The organism is Janthinobacterium leeuwenhoeki (genome assembly GCF_051380795.1).
Lineage (GTDB): Bacteria > Pseudomonadota > Gammaproteobacteria > Burkholderiales > Burkholderiaceae_D > Janthinobacterium.
The window spans coordinates 242,746-257,810 of sequence record NZ_JBNYXT010000001.1 but is presented as its reverse complement, the minus strand read 5'-3'; the positions used below and the strand labels follow the sequence as shown (position 1 = coordinate 257,810).

16 protein-coding genes are annotated in these 15,065 nt (G+C 59.4%); 14 read left to right on the top strand and 2 right to left on the bottom strand.

What is annotated here, in order from left to right:
• Positions 1-74: 74 nt before the first annotated feature.
• The 9 genes from bamA (at position 75) to ACQ4WS_RS01005 (ending at position 8,293) form a co-directional block, all read left to right on the top strand.
• Entirely contained in the window at positions 75-2,411 is a 2,337-nt protein-coding gene (bamA, locus tag ACQ4WS_RS01045; RefSeq protein WP_436472858.1) for an outer membrane protein assembly factor BamA, read from the top strand.
• Positions 2,412-2,462: 51 nt separating this feature from the next.
• Positions 2,463-2,981 (top strand): OmpH/Skp family outer membrane protein, encoded by a 519-nt coding sequence (locus ACQ4WS_RS01040; RefSeq protein ID WP_051958405.1) that lies wholly within the window; start codon positions 2,463-2,465, stop codon positions 2,979-2,981.
• Positions 2,982-3,129: 148 nt separating this feature from the next.
• Positions 3,130-4,185, top strand: coding sequence for a UDP-3-O-(3-hydroxymyristoyl)glucosamine N-acyltransferase (gene lpxD / locus ACQ4WS_RS01035; RefSeq protein ID WP_436472855.1), 1,056 nt, complete (start codon positions 3,130-3,132; stop codon positions 4,183-4,185).
• On the top strand, positions 4,182-4,676 hold the full coding sequence (gene fabZ / locus ACQ4WS_RS01030) for a 3-hydroxyacyl-ACP dehydratase FabZ (RefSeq protein WP_436472853.1): 495 nt from the start codon (positions 4,182-4,184) through the stop codon (positions 4,674-4,676). The genes lpxD and fabZ overlap by 4 nt, the downstream gene beginning before the upstream one ends.
• Complete coding sequence (lpxA, locus tag ACQ4WS_RS01025) at positions 4,676-5,467, top strand: acyl-ACP--UDP-N-acetylglucosamine O-acyltransferase (protein WP_436472851.1); 792 nt, start codon at positions 4,676-4,678, stop codon at positions 5,465-5,467. The genes fabZ and lpxA overlap by 1 nt, the downstream gene beginning before the upstream one ends.
• Positions 5,451-6,626 (top strand): lipid-A-disaccharide synthase, encoded by a 1,176-nt coding sequence (lpxB, locus tag ACQ4WS_RS01020; protein WP_436472849.1) that lies wholly within the window; start codon positions 5,451-5,453, stop codon positions 6,624-6,626. Before lpxA ends, lpxB begins: the two co-directional genes overlap by 17 nt.
• A 44-nt stretch (positions 6,627-6,670) precedes the next feature.
• The gene (gene rnhB / locus ACQ4WS_RS01015) at positions 6,671-7,309 is read left to right on the top strand and encodes a ribonuclease HII (RefSeq protein WP_436472847.1); all 639 of its coding nucleotides are present in this window, start codon (positions 6,671-6,673) and stop codon (positions 7,307-7,309) included.
• Positions 7,306-8,091: a TrmH family RNA methyltransferase gene (locus ACQ4WS_RS01010; protein ID WP_436472845.1), complete on the top strand. Its 786-nt coding sequence runs from the start codon at positions 7,306-7,308 to the stop codon at positions 8,089-8,091. The genes rnhB and ACQ4WS_RS01010 overlap by 4 nt, the downstream gene beginning before the upstream one ends.
• A gap of 19 nt (positions 8,092-8,110) precedes the next feature.
• A complete protein-coding gene (locus ACQ4WS_RS01005) occupies positions 8,111-8,293 on the top strand; it encodes a hypothetical protein (protein ID WP_436472843.1) in 183 nt (60 codons plus the stop codon).
• A 34-nt stretch (positions 8,294-8,327) separates the two neighbouring features.
• Here the strand turns inward: ACQ4WS_RS01005 and ppsR are convergent, their stop codons facing one another.
• On the bottom strand, positions 8,328-9,176 hold the full coding sequence (gene ppsR, locus ACQ4WS_RS01000; protein ID WP_436472841.1) for a posphoenolpyruvate synthetase regulatory kinase/phosphorylase PpsR: 849 nt from the start codon (positions 9,174-9,176) through the stop codon (positions 8,328-8,330).
• 152 nt (positions 9,177-9,328) lie between these two features.
• On the opposite strand from ppsR, the gene ppsA reads away from it, so the two are divergent.
• The 4 genes from ppsA to ACQ4WS_RS00980 all read left to right on the top strand — a co-directional run bounded on the left by ppsA (position 9,329) and on the right by ACQ4WS_RS00980 (position 13,959).
• Positions 9,329-11,761 carry a phosphoenolpyruvate synthase gene (gene ppsA / locus ACQ4WS_RS00995; RefSeq protein WP_436472839.1) on the top strand — a complete coding sequence of 811 codons (2,433 nt, stop codon included), beginning with the start codon at positions 9,329-9,331 and terminating at the stop codon, positions 11,759-11,761.
• A gap of 146 nt (positions 11,762-11,907) precedes the next feature.
• Complete coding sequence (locus ACQ4WS_RS00990; protein WP_436472837.1) at positions 11,908-12,405, top strand: Dps family protein; 498 nt, start codon at positions 11,908-11,910, stop codon at positions 12,403-12,405.
• A gap of 177 nt (positions 12,406-12,582) precedes the next feature.
• A complete protein-coding gene (locus ACQ4WS_RS00985) occupies positions 12,583-12,999 on the top strand; it encodes an NfeD family protein (RefSeq protein WP_436472835.1) in 417 nt (138 codons plus the stop codon).
• 15 nt (positions 13,000-13,014) lie between these two features.
• Positions 13,015-13,959, top strand: coding sequence for an SPFH domain-containing protein (locus ACQ4WS_RS00980; RefSeq protein ID WP_436472833.1), 945 nt, complete (start codon positions 13,015-13,017; stop codon positions 13,957-13,959).
• A 148-nt stretch (positions 13,960-14,107) separates the two neighbouring features.
• Here ACQ4WS_RS00980 and ACQ4WS_RS00975 read toward each other — a convergent pair whose 3' ends face one another.
• On the bottom strand, positions 14,108-14,416 hold the full coding sequence (locus tag ACQ4WS_RS00975) for a hypothetical protein (RefSeq protein WP_436472831.1): 309 nt from the start codon (positions 14,414-14,416) through the stop codon (positions 14,108-14,110).
• Positions 14,417-14,591: 175 nt separating this feature from the next.
• Here ACQ4WS_RS00975 and ACQ4WS_RS00970 point away from each other — a divergent pair, with 175 nt between their 5' ends.
• Complete coding sequence (locus ACQ4WS_RS00970) at positions 14,592-14,900, top strand: H-NS histone family protein (RefSeq protein WP_010397665.1); 309 nt, start codon at positions 14,592-14,594, stop codon at positions 14,898-14,900.
• Positions 14,901-15,065: the final 165 nt, after the last annotated feature.

The following is a 15,065-nucleotide window of genomic DNA, read 5'->3' as shown; positions in this document are numbered from 1 at the left end:
TGATGCCATTGCGTGAGTCGCACAAGCAATCTTTTGTGTATGTTGTCCATTGATTTACCCATTGAATAACCCCAATGAAATTACATTCTGCTCGTTTTGCCTTGCCTTCCTTTCGCCGCAGCCTGATCGGCGCCGCCGTCATGGCTTTCTGTTCCGGCCATGCGCTGGCCGTCCAGCCATTTACTGTCAAGGACATCCGGGTCGAAGGGATCCAGCGTACCGAAGCGGGCACCGTCTTTGCCTACCTGCCCGTGCGGGTTGGCGAGACGTTCTCCGACGAGAAGAGTATCGCTGCCATCAAGGCCTTGTATGCGACGGGCATGTTCAAGGATGTGCGCCTGGAAGCCGATGGCGACGTGCTGGTGGTGCTGGTCGAGGAACGTCCGGCCATCGCAAGCGTGGAATTTACGGGTACCAAAGAATTTGAAAAGGATGTGCTGGTCAAGGCATTGAAGGAAATCGGCGTCGGTGAAGCCAAGATTTTCGACAAAGCATCCGTCGACCGCGCGGAACAGGAACTCAAGCGCCAGTACCTGTCGCATGGCCTGTACGGCGTGAAAATCACCACCACCGTCACGCCGATCGAGCGCAACCGCGTCAACGTGGTGTTCGCCGTCGACGAGGGCGACGTGGCCCGCATCAAGCAGATCAACATCGTCGGCAACAAGGCCTTTACGGACAAGGAATTGCGCGAGCAGCTGGCCCTGAATACGGGCGGCTGGTTCAGCTGGTACACCAAGGCCGACCAATATTCGAAAACCAAGCTGACGGGCGACATCGAGTCGCTCAAGTCCTACTACCTGGACCGCGGCTATATCGAGATGCAGGTCGACTCGACGCAAGTGTCGATCACGCCCGATAAAAAAGACATTTACCTGACGATCAATATCACCGAAGGCGAGAAGTACAAGATCGCCGGCACCAAGTTCGAAGGCGAGATGTTTGGCCGCGAAGAGGAGCTGAAAGCGCTGAACCTGATGCGCGAAGGCGAGATCTATTCGGGCGCGCGCCTGACGGCGACGAACAAGCGCATCCAGGACCGCCTGGCCACGTTCGGCTATGCCTTTGCCAACGTCAACGCGAATCCGGAAATCAACCGTGAAAAGCATGAAGTCGGTTTTACTTTCTTCATCGATCCGGGCAAGCGCGTGTATGTGCGCCACATGAATATCGCCGGCAACACCACCACGCGCGATGAAGTCATCCGCCGCGAATTCCGCCAGTTCGAATCGTCCTGGTACGACAGCAACAAGATCAAGCTGTCGCGCGACCGTGTCGACCGCCTGGGCTACTTCAAGGACGTGACCATCGACACGCCGGAAGCGCAGGGCACGACCGACCAGGTCGACGTGAACGTGAAGGTGGTGGAAAAACCAACCGGTAACTTCCTGATTGGCGGCGCATTCTCGCAATCGGAAAAATTCACCCTGTCGGCATCGATTTCGCAGGCCAACTTTGCCGGTAGCGGCAACACTGTCGGCATTGAACTCAATACCAGCCACTACAGCCGCACGATTGCGTTTTCGCAAACCAATCCGTACTACACGGACGATGGCATTTCGCGCAGCTTTGAAGTCTACCTGCGTACGACGGAACCGCCGGCGCTGAACATCGGCAGTTACAAGATCAAGCAAACCGGTGGCCGCGTGAGTTTTGGCGTGCCGTTCTCGGAAGTCGACACCGTCTTCTTCGGTATTGGCGCCGAGCGGTCGCGCATCGAGACCGACATCACCAGCCCGATCCGCTTCAAGCAGTACGTGGTCGACAATGGCGGCCCGTCCGACGGTATCGGTTCGGCTACCACCAATTCCATCCCGCTGACGGCGGCATGGCAGCGCGACAGCCGCGACAGCGCCCTGACGCCATCGATCGGCCGCTACCAGCGCGTCAACCTGGAGGCTGACCTGATCGGCGACCAGAAGTACTTCCGTGCCATCTATGAGCACCAGTATTTCCGTCCGCTGTTCAGCAAGGTGACCCTGGCGCTGAAAGGCGAGATCGATTACGGCCACGGCATTGGCAATCACGTGTATCCGGTTTTCAAGAACTTCTACGGCGGCGGCATCGGTTCGGTGCGCGGTTACCTGAGTTCCTCGCTGGGCGCGGTCGAACCGAGCACCAACGATGCCTTGGGCGGCGCTTCGCGCCTGATCGGTAATGCGGAACTGCAGATGCCATTCCCCGGTTCGGGCAATGACCGCAGCCTGCGCTGGTTCGGTTTCCTTGACGGCGGCCAGGTCTACCAGGAAGGCGAAAAAATGCGTCTCTCGCAATTGCGCTATTCTGCTGGCTTGGGCATCAGCTGGATTTCACCGGTGGGCCCGCTCAAGCTGAGCTATGCCAAGCCGCTGAACGCCAAGCCGACGGACCGCCTGGAGCGTTTCCAGTTCCAGATGGGCACCGGTTTCTAACCGGCCATCTGAACCGGGGCGACAGCTTTTACCTTTTGACCATGGAGTATCATGAACACCGCATCCGCCACCCTGCCCAAGACCCTTGCCGTGATCGCATTGTGCTGGAGTTCGCTGTTGCCGGTGCAGGCGCAGGCTCAGGAGTCGAAGATCGCCTGGATCAGCAGCGAACGTATTTATAATGAATCGAGGCTGGCCAAGCTGGCCAGCGCCAAGCTGGCCGAAGAGTTCCGCTCGCGTGAAAAAGCCGTGCAGGAACTGGCCAGCCGCTTCAAGGTCGCCAACGAAGCCCTTGAAAAGGACATGCCGACCCTCAGCGAGGCGGAGCGCGCCAAGCGTCAGCGGGAGTTTTTTGAGCTGGACAAGGAGTTGCAGCGCCGCCAGCGCGAGTTCCGCGAAGACTTGAGCCAGCGCACGAACGAAGAGCGCAGCGCCATCGCGGAAAAAGCCAACACCATCATCCAGCAGATGGCGCATATCGAAGGATATGACATCGTGCTGCAGGAAGCCCTGTGGGCCAGCCCGCGCATCGACATTACCGACAAGGTCTTGAAGGCGCTGGACAAGTAATCGAAACGGTTTTAAGCCTGACAGTGCCGTAGCGAGCGGATGTGAGTTGTGGTTGAGAAGCGGAGCTGTGCGTATGCACAGTGAGCATCGGAGACCGCAAATCGCGCCGCGCAGTAGGCGTAGTCAGGCGTTCTTATAAGGGTAAAAGATGGGCACTCGACTAGGAGATTTGGTCGAACGCTTCGGCGGGCAATTGGCGGGCGATCCGAACCTGGAAGTTTCAGGCATCGCACCGCTGGCCGACGCCGGCGCTTCGCACATCAGCTTTCTCAGCAATAGCAAATTCCGCGTACAGGCCGCCCAGAGCGGCGCCGCGGCGCTGATACTCACGCCGGCCGACGACGCACTGATCGGCGACGAGTATGCCGGCGCGCGCATCGTCACCCCGAATCCCTATGTGTATTTCGCGCGCGCGGCGCAGTATTTCGCCGCCCTGCATGAGATTAAAGCCCCGCTCGGCATCCATCCGGGCGCCTTTGTCGACGCCAGCGCGCGGGTTGACGCCAGCGCCTCTGTCGGTGTACACGCGGTGATCGAAGCGGGCGCCGTGATCGGTGCCGGCTGCGTCATCGGCGCCGGCTGCGTGGTGGGCCGCGACGCCGTCATCGGCGCCGGTACCCAGCTGTTCGCCAACGTGACCTTCCACGCGCGCTGCGTGATCGGCCAGCGCGGCATCATCCATTCGGGCGCCGTGATCGGCACCGACGGATTCGGCTTCGCCAACGAAGGCGGCGTGTATATCAAGATTCCGCAGACGGGCAGGGTGGTGATCGGTGACGATGTCGATATCGGCGCCAACACCACCATCGACCGTGGCGCACTGGCCGACACCATCATCGAAGATGGCGTCAAGCTCGATAACCAGATCCAGATTGGCCACAACTGCCACATCGGCGCGCATACGGCCATGGCCGGCTGCGTCGGCGTGGCCGGCAGCGCCATCATCGGCAAGTACTGCACCTTTGGCGGCGCCGCCATGGTGCTGGGCCACCTGACCATTGCCGACCGCGTCCACGTGGGCTCGGGCAGCATGGTCTCGCGGTCGATTCTCGAAGCGGGCCAGTACACGGGTTTTTATCCGCTGGCCAAAAACGCCGACTGGGAAAAGAGCGCCGCCATCGTGCGCAACCTGTCAAGCATGCGCGAGAAAATCCGCGCGCTTGAAAAAACAATTAAAACACTGACCACGCAAGACGAAAAATGACTACTGAAAAAAAGACCCTCGACATCCTCGCCATCAAATCGCTGCTGCCGCACCGCTACCCGCTGCTGCTGGTTGACCGCGTGCTGGACTGGGAAGCGAACAAAACCATCACCGCTATCAAGAACGTGACGGTCAACGAAGAGTTCTTCCAGGGCCATTTCCCGCACAAGCCGGTCATGCCCGGCGTGCTGATGATCGAAGCGCTGGCGCAGACGGCGGCCTTGCTGTCGTTCCTGTCGATGGGTGTGAAACCTGACGAAAATTCGGTGGTGTACTTTGTCGGCATCGACAATGCGCGCTTCAAGCGTCCTGTCGAACCAGGCGACCAGCTGAAGATGGATGTGGAAATCCTGCGCGTCTCGCGCGGCATCTGGAAATACAAGGCTGTCGGTACGGTCGACGGCAAGCTGGCGGTGGAAGCGGAACTGATGTGCACCATCCGCAGTGCGCAGGATGCGAGCCAATCTGCGAGCCAGCCAGCGGGGCAGTGATGGCGGCTATCCACTCCACGGCAGTGATCGACCCGAAGGCCGAGCTCGACAGCTCGGTTGAGGTGGGTCCGTACACCATCATCGGTCCGCACGTGCGCATCGGCGCTGGCACCAAGGTTGGTCCGCACGTGGTCATCGACGGCCACACGACGATCGGCAGCGACAACCACCTGTTCCAGTTTTCCTCCATCGGCGCGCAGCCGCAGGATAAAAAATGGGCAGGCGAGGCAACGCGCCTGGAAATCGGCGACCGCAACACCATCCGCGAATTCTGCACCTTCAACACTGGTACGGTGCAGGGCGGCGGCGTGACGCGCCTGGGCAACGACAACTGGATTTCGGCGTATGTGCACCTGGCGCACGATTGCCTGGTGGGCAACAACACGATCTTTTCGAACAACGCGCAACTGGCGGGCCACGTGGAGATCGGCGACTGGGTCATCATGAGCGGTTTCGCCAATGTGCACCAGTTCTGCAAGATCGGCGCACACGCCTTTGTCGGCATGAGCACCAGCCTGACGCAGGACGTGCCGCCTTTCGTACTCCTGAACGGCAATCCCGCGCAGGCACATGGCGTGAATATCGAGGGCCTGAAACGCCGCGGCTTTACGCGCGAGCAGATCAACGGCATCCGCAGCGCGTATAAACTCATCTACCGCGCGGGACTGACCCTGGAAGAATCCAAGGCCGCCCTGTTCGAAGAAGAAGCGGCGGCGTCGCCGGAAGTGGCGCAACACATTCGCGCCATGCGCGAATTCCTTGGCGTGGCGTCGCGTGGCATCGTCCGCTGACCAGTCCAGCGGCCTGTCGGTCGCCATCGTCGCCGGCGAGGTGTCGGGTGACCTGCTGGCCAGCCGGCTGCTGTCCGGCCTCGTGCCGCAGCTGCCCGGCGCGCGCTTCCACGGCATCGGCGGCGAGCACATGGCCAAACAGGGTTTCGTTTCCGACTGGCCGCTCGACAAGCTGACCGTGCGCGGCTTGTTCGAGATCATTCCCCGCTACCGCGAGATCAAGGGCATCCAGAGCGCATTGCGCGACCAGCTGCTGGCCGAGCGTCCCGCCGTCTTCATCGGCGCCGACTATCCCGGTTTTAACCTGGGACTGGAGCAGCAGCTGAAGGAAGGCGGCATCCCCACCGTGCATTACATCGGACCGCAGATCTGGGCCTGGCGCGGTGGCCGCATCAAGAAAATCATCAAGGCTGTCTCGCACATGCTGGTGATCTTCCCGTTCGAGGAAGAGATCTACCGCAAGGCGGGCGTGCCCGTTACCTATGTCGGCCATCCGCTGGCTGAAATGATTCCCCTGCAGCCCGACGAAGCGGCCGCGCGCCGCAGCCTGGGCTTGCCGGAAGACGCGAATGTCGTGACCCTGATGCCGGGCAGCCGCATGGGCGAACTCAAATACAATGCGGTGGCGTTCGTGGCCGCCTGCAAATTGCTGCTGGCGCGCGACCGCTCGCTGCGTTTTGTCGCGCCCATGGCCGGCGAAAAGCAGCGCCAGTATTTCCTGCAGCTGATCCGCGAAGCTGGCTTGCAGGACGTCGAGATATTGCTGACCGATGGCGGTTCGCACACGGCCATCTGCGCCGCCGATGCGGTGCTGGTGGCGTCGGGCACGGCGTCGCTGGAAGTGGCGCTGTACAAGAAGCCCATGGTCATCGCCTACAAGATGATGCGCGCGTCGTGGGAAATCATGCGCCACATGGGTTATCAGCCGTGGATAGGTTTGCCTAACATCCTGGCGCGTGACTACCTGGTGCCCGAGCTGCTGCAAAACGCGGCCAGCCCGGAAGCGCTGGCCGAGGCCATGTGGCAGCAGCTGAGCGACGTGCCGGGCCGTCTGCGCCTGGTGCAGCGCTTTGCGGACATGCACCACAGCTTGCTGCGCGACAGCGCGCGCGAGAGCGCCAACGCCGTCATGCAAGTCATCGCCGCCAACCGCAAGTAAGCCCCGATCACCGCTTCAACCGCAGTACCAACCAAAGATTCAACGTGAAAAATATCTATCCCGGCCTGTTTGACGACTTGCCATTCTCGCTCGATGAAATCATCTGCGGCGTCGACGAGGCAGGCCGCGGCCCGCTGGCCGGCCCCGTGTTCGCCGCCGCCGTGATTCTCGACCCGCAGCAGCCGATCGACGGCTTGCGCGATTCGAAAAAACTCACCGAAGCCAAGCGCGACCTGCTGGCACCGCAGATCAAGGCCAAGGCCCTGGCCTGGGCCATCGCCGAAGCGTCGGAAGAGGAAATCGACCGCCTGAACATTTTGCAGGCGTCGATGCTGGCCATGCGCCGCGCCGTCGAGGCGTTGGCCACCGTGCCGACCCTGGCCCTGATCGACGGCAACCGCTGTCCCGTGATGCCGATACGCGGCATGGCCATCATCGGTGGCGACGACAAGGTCGATTCGATTTCCGCCGCCTCGATCCTGGCCAAGACGGCGCGCGACGCGGCCCTGGTGCACCTGCATGCGGCCTATCCCGAGTACTGCTTCGACCAGCACAAGGGCTATGGCACCAAATTGCACCTGGAACGATTGCACCTGCACGGCGCCTCGCCCGTGCACCGCCGTTCGTTCGCGCCCGTGCGCAACGTGATCGCCCTGTTTGGCGGACAAGAGGTGGTGGCATGAAAACGATTACCTCGCGCGACAACGCGCAATACAAGGAGTTGCTGAAACTGGCGGGCAGTTCGCAGGCGCGCCGCAAGTCGGGCCGTACCTTGCTCGACGGCGTGCATCTGTGCCAGTCCTACTTGCAGCTGCGCGGCATGCCGGAGCAGTGCATCGTCAGCGAAAGCGCCTTGCAGAACGGGGAAGTGGCGGACATCGTCGGCCAGCTGGAAAGCGACCGCGGGCACGTACTGGGCTTGCCCGATGCGCTGTATAAGGCAGTGAGCCAGGTGGAACACGGCGTGGGCGTGATGTTCCTCATCGAGACGCCGGAACGGGCCGTGACGCAGCCCCTGAGCGTGTCGGCCGTGCTGCTCGATAACCTGCAAGATCCGGGCAACGTGGGCTCCATCCTGCGCAGCGCGGCCGCCGCCGGCATCACGCAGGTGTACTGCAGCGCCGGGACGGCCTTCTGCTGGTCGCCGAAGGTGCTGCGCGCGGCCATGGGCGCGCATTTCGTGCTCGATATCTTTGAAAACGTCGACCTGGCGGCGCTGGTTGCCGGCGCCAAGGTGGCGACCCTGGCCACCAGCGGCTACGCCACGAAGCAGCTGTACGACGTCGACCTGCGCCAGCCCGTCGCCTGGCTGTTCGGCCATGAAGGGCAGGGCGTGGCTGACGATCTCCTGTCGATGGCGACGCACCAGGTGGTCATTCCCCATCTGGGCCAGATCGAATCGCTGAACGTGGCCGCCTGCGCTGCCGTCTGCTTCTTCGAGCAGCTGCGCCAGGGCCAGTCCTGAACTGGCCGCACCTGCCGCGTTGGGTTATCACGCGCGCCAGCTGCAGCAAGCCTTGCTGCAGCGCTTCCGCATCTTCACGGTGGAACGCAACATCGGCGATGCCGATATCGTGCGCGCCACGGTGGCAGTCAGTACCACCACCGCTGAGTTGGACCGGTTAGTGGCGGCGCTGACGGTACTATCCAGAGAAACGGACGCCTGACAAAACCGACGCGCAGCAGGTTTGGCCAGGTGTTCTAGTACTCGCGGCGGTTCGGCTTAATCTCTTGCAAGATCGTCGTGGAGATTTCCTCGATCGACTTGGTGGTCGAGGAGAGCCAGCGGATACCTTCGCGTTTCATCATTTTTTCCGCCTCGTTGACCTCGTACCGGCAATTTTCGATGGCCGCATACTTGCTTCCAGCGCGTCTTTCGTTGCGTATTTCCGACAAACGTTCGGGCGTAATGCTCAATCCAAAAATTTTATTCTTAAATTCCAACAGGGCCGATGGCAGCTTGTCGCGCTCGAAATCGTCGGGAATCAGTGGATAATTGGCCGCCTTGATACCGTATTGCATGGCCAGATACAGGCTGGTCGGGGTCTTGCCAGAGCGCGAAACACCCACCAGAATGACATCGGCCGAGGACAGGTTCTTGTGCGACTGGCCATCGTCGTGCGCCAGCGAATAGTTGATCGCCTCGATGCGGTTCTTGTATTCCTCGCTGTCGACGATATTGTGCGAGCGCCCGATGGTATGGGTCGACATCACGCCCAGCTCCTGCTCCAGCGGGGCGACAAAGGTCTGGATCAGGTCCATGTGCATGCCGCTGGACTTGCGGATCACGGCCGACAGATCGTTCTTCACCAGCGTGGAGAAAATGATCGGACGCTGGCCATCGGCGGCGAAGGCTTCGTTGATCTTGCGCGCCGCCTCGTAGGCCTTGTCCATGGTATCGATGAAGGGCAGGCGGATCTGGCGGAAGCGCAGATCGAACTGCGTCAGCACCGAGTGGCCGAAGGTCTCGGCGGTGATGCCGGTGCCGTCGGAAACGAAGAAGACGGTGCGGGCCGCGGAGGGCAGAGGAGGGCGTGGTTCTTGTGTCATGGGTTTTCGGATCAAGATTGTGCGTCGTCAATTTGCGCCGCACAAGGTAAAATGGCTGCAACGGTATGATTGTGCTGCACGACGCCAAGAATAACAAGAAGACTGTCTGTGCGCCGCGCGTAAAGATTTCTATCATCAGTAAGGGTGTCATTATGACCAACGCAGTATCGCAACAGCAGGAAGACAAGGACGCGGTGTATGTTGCCTCGTTCGAGCATTTGCGCATGACGGATGTCGAATCCGTCGGCGGCAAGAACGCCTCCCTGGGCGAAATGATCAGCCAACTGGCGGAAGCCGGCGTGCGCGTGCCTGGTGGCTTTGCCACCACGGCGCAGGCCTTCCGCGATTTCCTGTCGTATAGCGCCAATGGCGGCTTGCCGCTGGCCGAACGCATCGCCCAGCGCCTCGAAGGCCTGAACATCGATGACGTGCGCTCGCTGGCGCAAGCCGGTGCCGAGATTCGTCAGTGGATCGTGGAAACGCCATTCCAGCCACGTCTGGCCGCCGAAATCGACCAGTTCTACGCCAAGCTGGTGGCCGATTCCGATACCGAAATGTCGTTTGCCGTGCGCTCTTCGGCCACGGCGGAAGACTTGCCGGACGCGTCTTTTGCTGGTCAGCAAGAAACCTTCCTGAACGTGGTCGGCATCGACAACGTGCTCGATGCCATGAAACAGGTGTTCGCATCGCTGTACAACGACCGCGCCATCTCGTATCGCGTGCACAAGGGCTTTACGCACGCTGAAGTGGCCTTGTCGGCAGGCGTGCAGCGCATGGTGCGTTCCGACCTGGGCGCGGCCGGCGTGATGTTTACCATCGATACCGAGTCGGGCTTCAAGGACGTGGTCTTCGTCACCTCCAGCTATGGCCTGGGCGAAACCGTGGTGCAGGGCGCCGTCAATCCCGACGAATTCTATGTGCACAAGCCGATGCTGGAAAAAGGCAAGTCGCCTGTAATTCGCCGCAATATCGGCTCGAAGCTGCTGAAGATGGAATTTACGAACGAAGCGAAAGCTGGCCGTTCCGTGAAAACCGTCGACGTGCCCGTCGAAATGCGCAACCGCTACTCGCTGAACGACAGCGAAGTGGTGGAACTGGCCAAATACGCCGTCATCATCGAGAACCACTACGGCCGTGCTATGGACATCGAGTGGGGCAAGGATGGCCGCGACGGCAAGCTGTACATCCTGCAAGCGCGTCCTGAAACCGTCAAGTCGCAGCAAAAGGCGACCGACGTACAAGAGCGCTTCAAGCTGAAAAGCACCGGTACCGTGCTGACGTCCGGCCGCGCCATCGGTCAGAAGATCGGCGCCGGCCCCGTGCGCGTGATCCACGACCCGGCCGACATGGAACGCGTGCAGCCAGGCGACGTGCTCGTTGCCGACATGACGGATCCGAACTGGGAGCCGGTCATGAAGCGCGCTTCGGCCATCGTCACCAACCGTGGCGGCCGTACTTGTCACGCAGCAATTATTGCGCGTGAACTGGGCGTGCCGGCCGTCGTCGGCTGTGGCAATGCCACCGACTTGCTGAAAGATGGCACGTTTGTCACCGTGGTCTGCTCCGAAGGCGACGAAGGCAAGATCTACGATGGCTTGCTGGAAACGGAAGTGTCGGAAGTGTCGCGCGGTGAATTGCCGAAGCTCGACACCAAGATCATGCTCAACGTGGGTAATCCGCAGCTGGCGTTCGACTTCCAGTCCGTGCCGAATGCCGGCGTGGGCCTGGCGCGCCTGGAATTCATCATCAATAACAATATTGGTGTGCACCCGCGCGCTATCCTGGAATATCCGAACATCGATGCCGACCTGAAAAAGGCCGTGGAATCGGTGGCGCGTGGCCACGCTTCTCCAAAAGCGTTTTACATCGACAAGCTGGCCGAAGGCATCGCCACCATCGCCGCCGCGTTCTGGCCGAAAAAAGTCATCGTGCGCCTGTCCGACTTCAAGTCGAACGAGTACAAGAAGCTGATCGGCGGTTCGCGCTACGAGCCGGACGAGGAAAACCCGATGCTGGGCTTCCGCGGCGCGGCGCGCTACCTGTCGGCCGACTTCTCCGAAGCGTTCAACATGGAATGCGAAGCGATGAAGCGCGTGCGCAATGACATGGGCCTGACGAACGTGGAAATCATGGTGCCATTCGTGCGTACCCTGGGCCAGGCCGAGAAAGTCATCGACTTGCTGGCGAAAAACGGCTTGAAGCGCGGCGAGAACGACTTGCGCGTCATCATGATGTGCGAAGTGCCGTCGAACGCCATCCTGGCTGACCAGTTCCTCGACCATTTCGATGGTTTCTCGATCGGTTCGAATGACCTGACCCAGCTGACCCTGGGCCTGGACCGCGATTCCGGCATGGAATTGCTGGCCGCCGATTTCGACGAGCGCGATCCTGCCGTGAAAGCCCTGCTGGCGCTGGCCATCAAGGCTTGTCTGGCACGCGGCAAGTACATCGGCATTTGCGGCCAGGGTCCTTCCGACCACCCGGACTTCGCCGTCTGGCTGATGGAACAGGGCATCGAATCGATGTCCCTGAATCCGGACTCGGTGATCGACACCTGGCAAAAGCTGGCTGCGCTGAAAGCGTAAGCATCTATATCGCCGTCTGAAAACCCGCTGCCGTTGACCTGGCAGCGGGTTTTTTTATGACTGTCATGCGGCGCACGGCAGTATCTGATGGGTTTGCGCCAGATCAGCTAAAATGATTCCACCAATACATTGAAACAGGAGTTCACATGGCAAGCAAGAAACCAAGCAAAGTGGCAAAGATCGACATCGGCATTTCCGAGGCGGACCGCGCGAAGATTGCGGAAGGCCTGTCCGGCCTGCTGGCCGACAGCTACACCTTGTACCTGATGACCCATAATTTTCACTGGAACGTCAAGGGGCCGATGTTCAATACCCTGCACCAGATGTTCATGACGCAATACACGGAGCAGTGGGCCGCGCTGGACCTGATCGCCGAGCGCATTCGCGCCCTCGGTTATCCGGCGCCAGGCACCTACAAGGAATTCGTCAAGCTGGCCTCGATCAAGGAAATCGACGGCGTACCGCCGGCACTGGACATGGTCAGCCACCTGGTGTCGGCACAGGAGGCGACCGCGCGCACGGCGCGCCGCTTGTTCCCATTGCTGGAAAAAGCCAATGACCAGCCGACGGCAGACCTGATCACGCAGCGCCTGGACTTGCATGAAAAGACGGCGTGGATGCTGCGCAGCCTGCTGGAGGAATAAACGCCTGGCCTGCGGCGATAATTCGCCCCTGGCTATTGACGCCATCAGGAATTGCGTTAGACTGCATGTATATAGGTGTCTGGCAAGAATAATATCAGGCAGTCATACGCATTAAACCCCGTCGCTTATATAGGCTGCGGGGTTTTTTATTTTCGGGTTCGCAAAGATGGAGGCATCATGGCTGAATGGGTAGGCTGGTTTGTGGCGGCTGGCGCGGTATTGATCCTGGAGCTGTTTACGGGCACGTTTTATTTGCTGATGATCGCCATCGGCATCAGTGCCGGAGGGCTGGTGGCGCTGGCGGGCGGCAATGGCAGCTGGCAAGCGCTGACGGCCGCCATTGTCGGTGTGGTGGCCACCCTGTTATTGCGGCGCAGCCGTTTTGGCAAGGCGTCGCGGCGCGATGCGGCGCAAGACCCGAATGTCAATCTCGATATCGGCCAAAGCGTAGCGGTAGCGCATTGGATTGATGGTGCGGCGCGCGTCATGTATCGCGGCGCCTTGTGGGATGTGGAACTGATTCCCGGCAGCGATACCCAAGCTGGCCATTACACCATACGTGCTGTGCGTGGCAGCCGTTTGATTGTTGGATAACCTGGAGAGTAGATTATGGAAGTAAGCATTGGAAGCGTGTCGCTGATCTTGTTATTGCTGGCATTGGTATTTGTCTTCAAGACGGTCAATGTGGTGCCACAGCAGCATGCCTGGGTGGTGGAGCGCCTGGGCAAGTTCCACGCGGTATTGGGCCCTGGCCTGAATATTGTCGTGCCTTTTGTCGACCGCATCGCCTACAAGCACGTGCTCAAGGAAATTCCACTCGACGTGCCGCCGCAGGTGTGCATTACGCGCGACAATACGCAATTGCAGGTCGATGGCATTCTGTATTTCCAGATTACCGATGCCATGCGTGCCTCCTATGGCTCGTCGAACTATATTGCCGCCATTACGCAACTGGCGCAAACGACCTTGCGTTCGGTGATCGGTAAAATGGAACTCGACAAGACATTTGAAGAGCGCGACCATATCAATACGGCCATCGTGAATGCGATCGATGAATCGGCGGCGAATTGGGGCGTCAAGGTATTGCGCTATGAAATCAAGGATTTGACGCCGCCCAAGGAAATCCTGCATGCGATGCAGGCACAGATTACGGCCGAGCGCGAAAAGCGCGCCCTGATTGCCGCCTCGGAAGGGCGCAAGCAGGAACAGATCAATATCGCCAGCGGCGAGCGCGAAGCGGCCATTGCCCGCTCCGAAGGCGAGAAGCAGGCCTCGATCAACCGTGCCGAAGGCCAGGCCACGGCCATCGTCGCGCTGGCACAGGCCAGTGCCGAGGCGCTGCGCCAGGTGGGCGCCGCCATTCGCGAACCGGGTGGGGAAGATGCCGTGAACCTGAAAGTAGCCGAGCAGTATGTGGGCGCGTTCGCGCAATTGGCGAAAACAAATAACGCGATTATCGTGCCGGCCAATCTGAGCGATATGAGCAGTTTGATCGCCACGGCGATGCAGGTGGTTAAAACGCAGAAGCCGAAAGGCAGTGTGGCGATTCCCTGATTGCCTGCTGGATGGCAAACTAGTAGCAGGTTTGTTGTCCAAACTGCCCGCCATATCGCGGGCAGTTTTCATTCGCGCCACTGGAATATATGCTGGCAGCCGGGCTGCAGTATCAGCGCTTGAAGCAGTAACGTTGAAAATATTTTCTTTATGCTATGCTGTGCGCACTTTCGGGATTATATGCTGTCGTGCGACGCTTATCTTTTTGATTGAAGTAAAATCTGCCACGCATGCGTGGCGCCGATTGTGCTGATATCTGTGCCGAATGCTTGGCTGGTGTTCGGGAGTCGATGCGTAAATGGCGATAGTATTGCTTCCATGTATATTTCGAATTGCTATTTATAATTACTATAAATTGCAATGAAACAAAAAATACTGCAAAATAAATGCTGCCAATGATGTTGTATTGAATCGCAGCCGCACAAAGCAAAGACGCTTGCACAGGCAGTTCATGCACGATGCCGTTTCCCCATGCTGGAAGGATTGCGCTGCTTGAAAGCCGGGGAAGTAGGTTTTTTGGTAAGAGAATTGTAAAAAACAATCAAATCTGAAGAAAAATCACCTCAGTCGCGTTACAATTGGATAGAATTTAACTGTTCAGTTATATTTTTCAACTCACACAAGGAAATATCATGGATCTGTCCAGCTTATCCCTGTCCGAACTGCGCACCTTGCAGGACGACATCAAGAAACAAATGAAGAAACGCGAACAGGACGATCTGTCCAAAGCGCGCGAGCAAATCCTGGCCATCGCCCAGAGCGTTGGCGTTTCCGTAAAAGATCTGGTTGGCACGGGTATCCGCGCTAAAACCGGCACGGTCGCAGTGCGCTATCGTAATCCGGATGATGCAACGCAACAATGGACTGGCCGTGGCCGTCAACCGAAATGGGTCAAAGAGTGGACCGATTCGGGCAAGTCGCGTGATCTGCTGAAGGTTTGATTCTGAAGGTTTAAAAACCGTTCATTCGGATGCTTGTCCTGTGGAGTGGTACAGGTGTAGTACAAGGCGGCATGCAAGCATCCGGAACTTTCCTGATTTATCGTCTTTGGCCGGGCCGGCAAAGCTAATTCATTCGCTTATCTTCATGGTGTTTTCACGAATACC

Coding starts and splice junctions, on each gene's coding strand:
- bamA (WP_436472858.1), top strand. CDS start 75: ATGAAATTACATTCTGCTCGTTTTGCCTTGCCTTCCTTTCGCCGCAGC.
- ACQ4WS_RS01040 (WP_051958405.1), top strand. CDS start 2,463: ATGAACACCGCATCCGCCACCCTGCCCAAGACCCTTGCCGTGATCGCA.
- lpxD (WP_436472855.1), top strand. CDS start 3,130: ATGGGCACTCGACTAGGAGATTTGGTCGAACGCTTCGGCGGGCAATTG.
- fabZ (WP_436472853.1), top strand. CDS start 4,182: ATGACTACTGAAAAAAAGACCCTCGACATCCTCGCCATCAAATCGCTG.
- lpxA (WP_436472851.1), top strand. CDS start 4,676: ATGGCGGCTATCCACTCCACGGCAGTGATCGACCCGAAGGCCGAGCTC.
- ACQ4WS_RS01010 (WP_436472845.1), top strand. CDS start 7,306: ATGAAAACGATTACCTCGCGCGACAACGCGCAATACAAGGAGTTGCTG.
- ppsR (WP_436472841.1), bottom strand. CDS start 9,176: ATGACACAAGAACCACGCCCTCCTCTGCCCTCCGCGGCCCGCACCGTC.
- ppsA (WP_436472839.1), top strand. CDS start 9,329: ATGACCAACGCAGTATCGCAACAGCAGGAAGACAAGGACGCGGTGTAT.
- ACQ4WS_RS00990 (WP_436472837.1), top strand. CDS start 11,908: ATGGCAAGCAAGAAACCAAGCAAAGTGGCAAAGATCGACATCGGCATT.
- ACQ4WS_RS00985 (WP_436472835.1), top strand. CDS start 12,583: ATGGCTGAATGGGTAGGCTGGTTTGTGGCGGCTGGCGCGGTATTGATC.
- ACQ4WS_RS00980 (WP_436472833.1), top strand. CDS start 13,015: ATGGAAGTAAGCATTGGAAGCGTGTCGCTGATCTTGTTATTGCTGGCA.
- ACQ4WS_RS00970 (WP_010397665.1), top strand. CDS start 14,592: ATGGATCTGTCCAGCTTATCCCTGTCCGAACTGCGCACCTTGCAGGAC.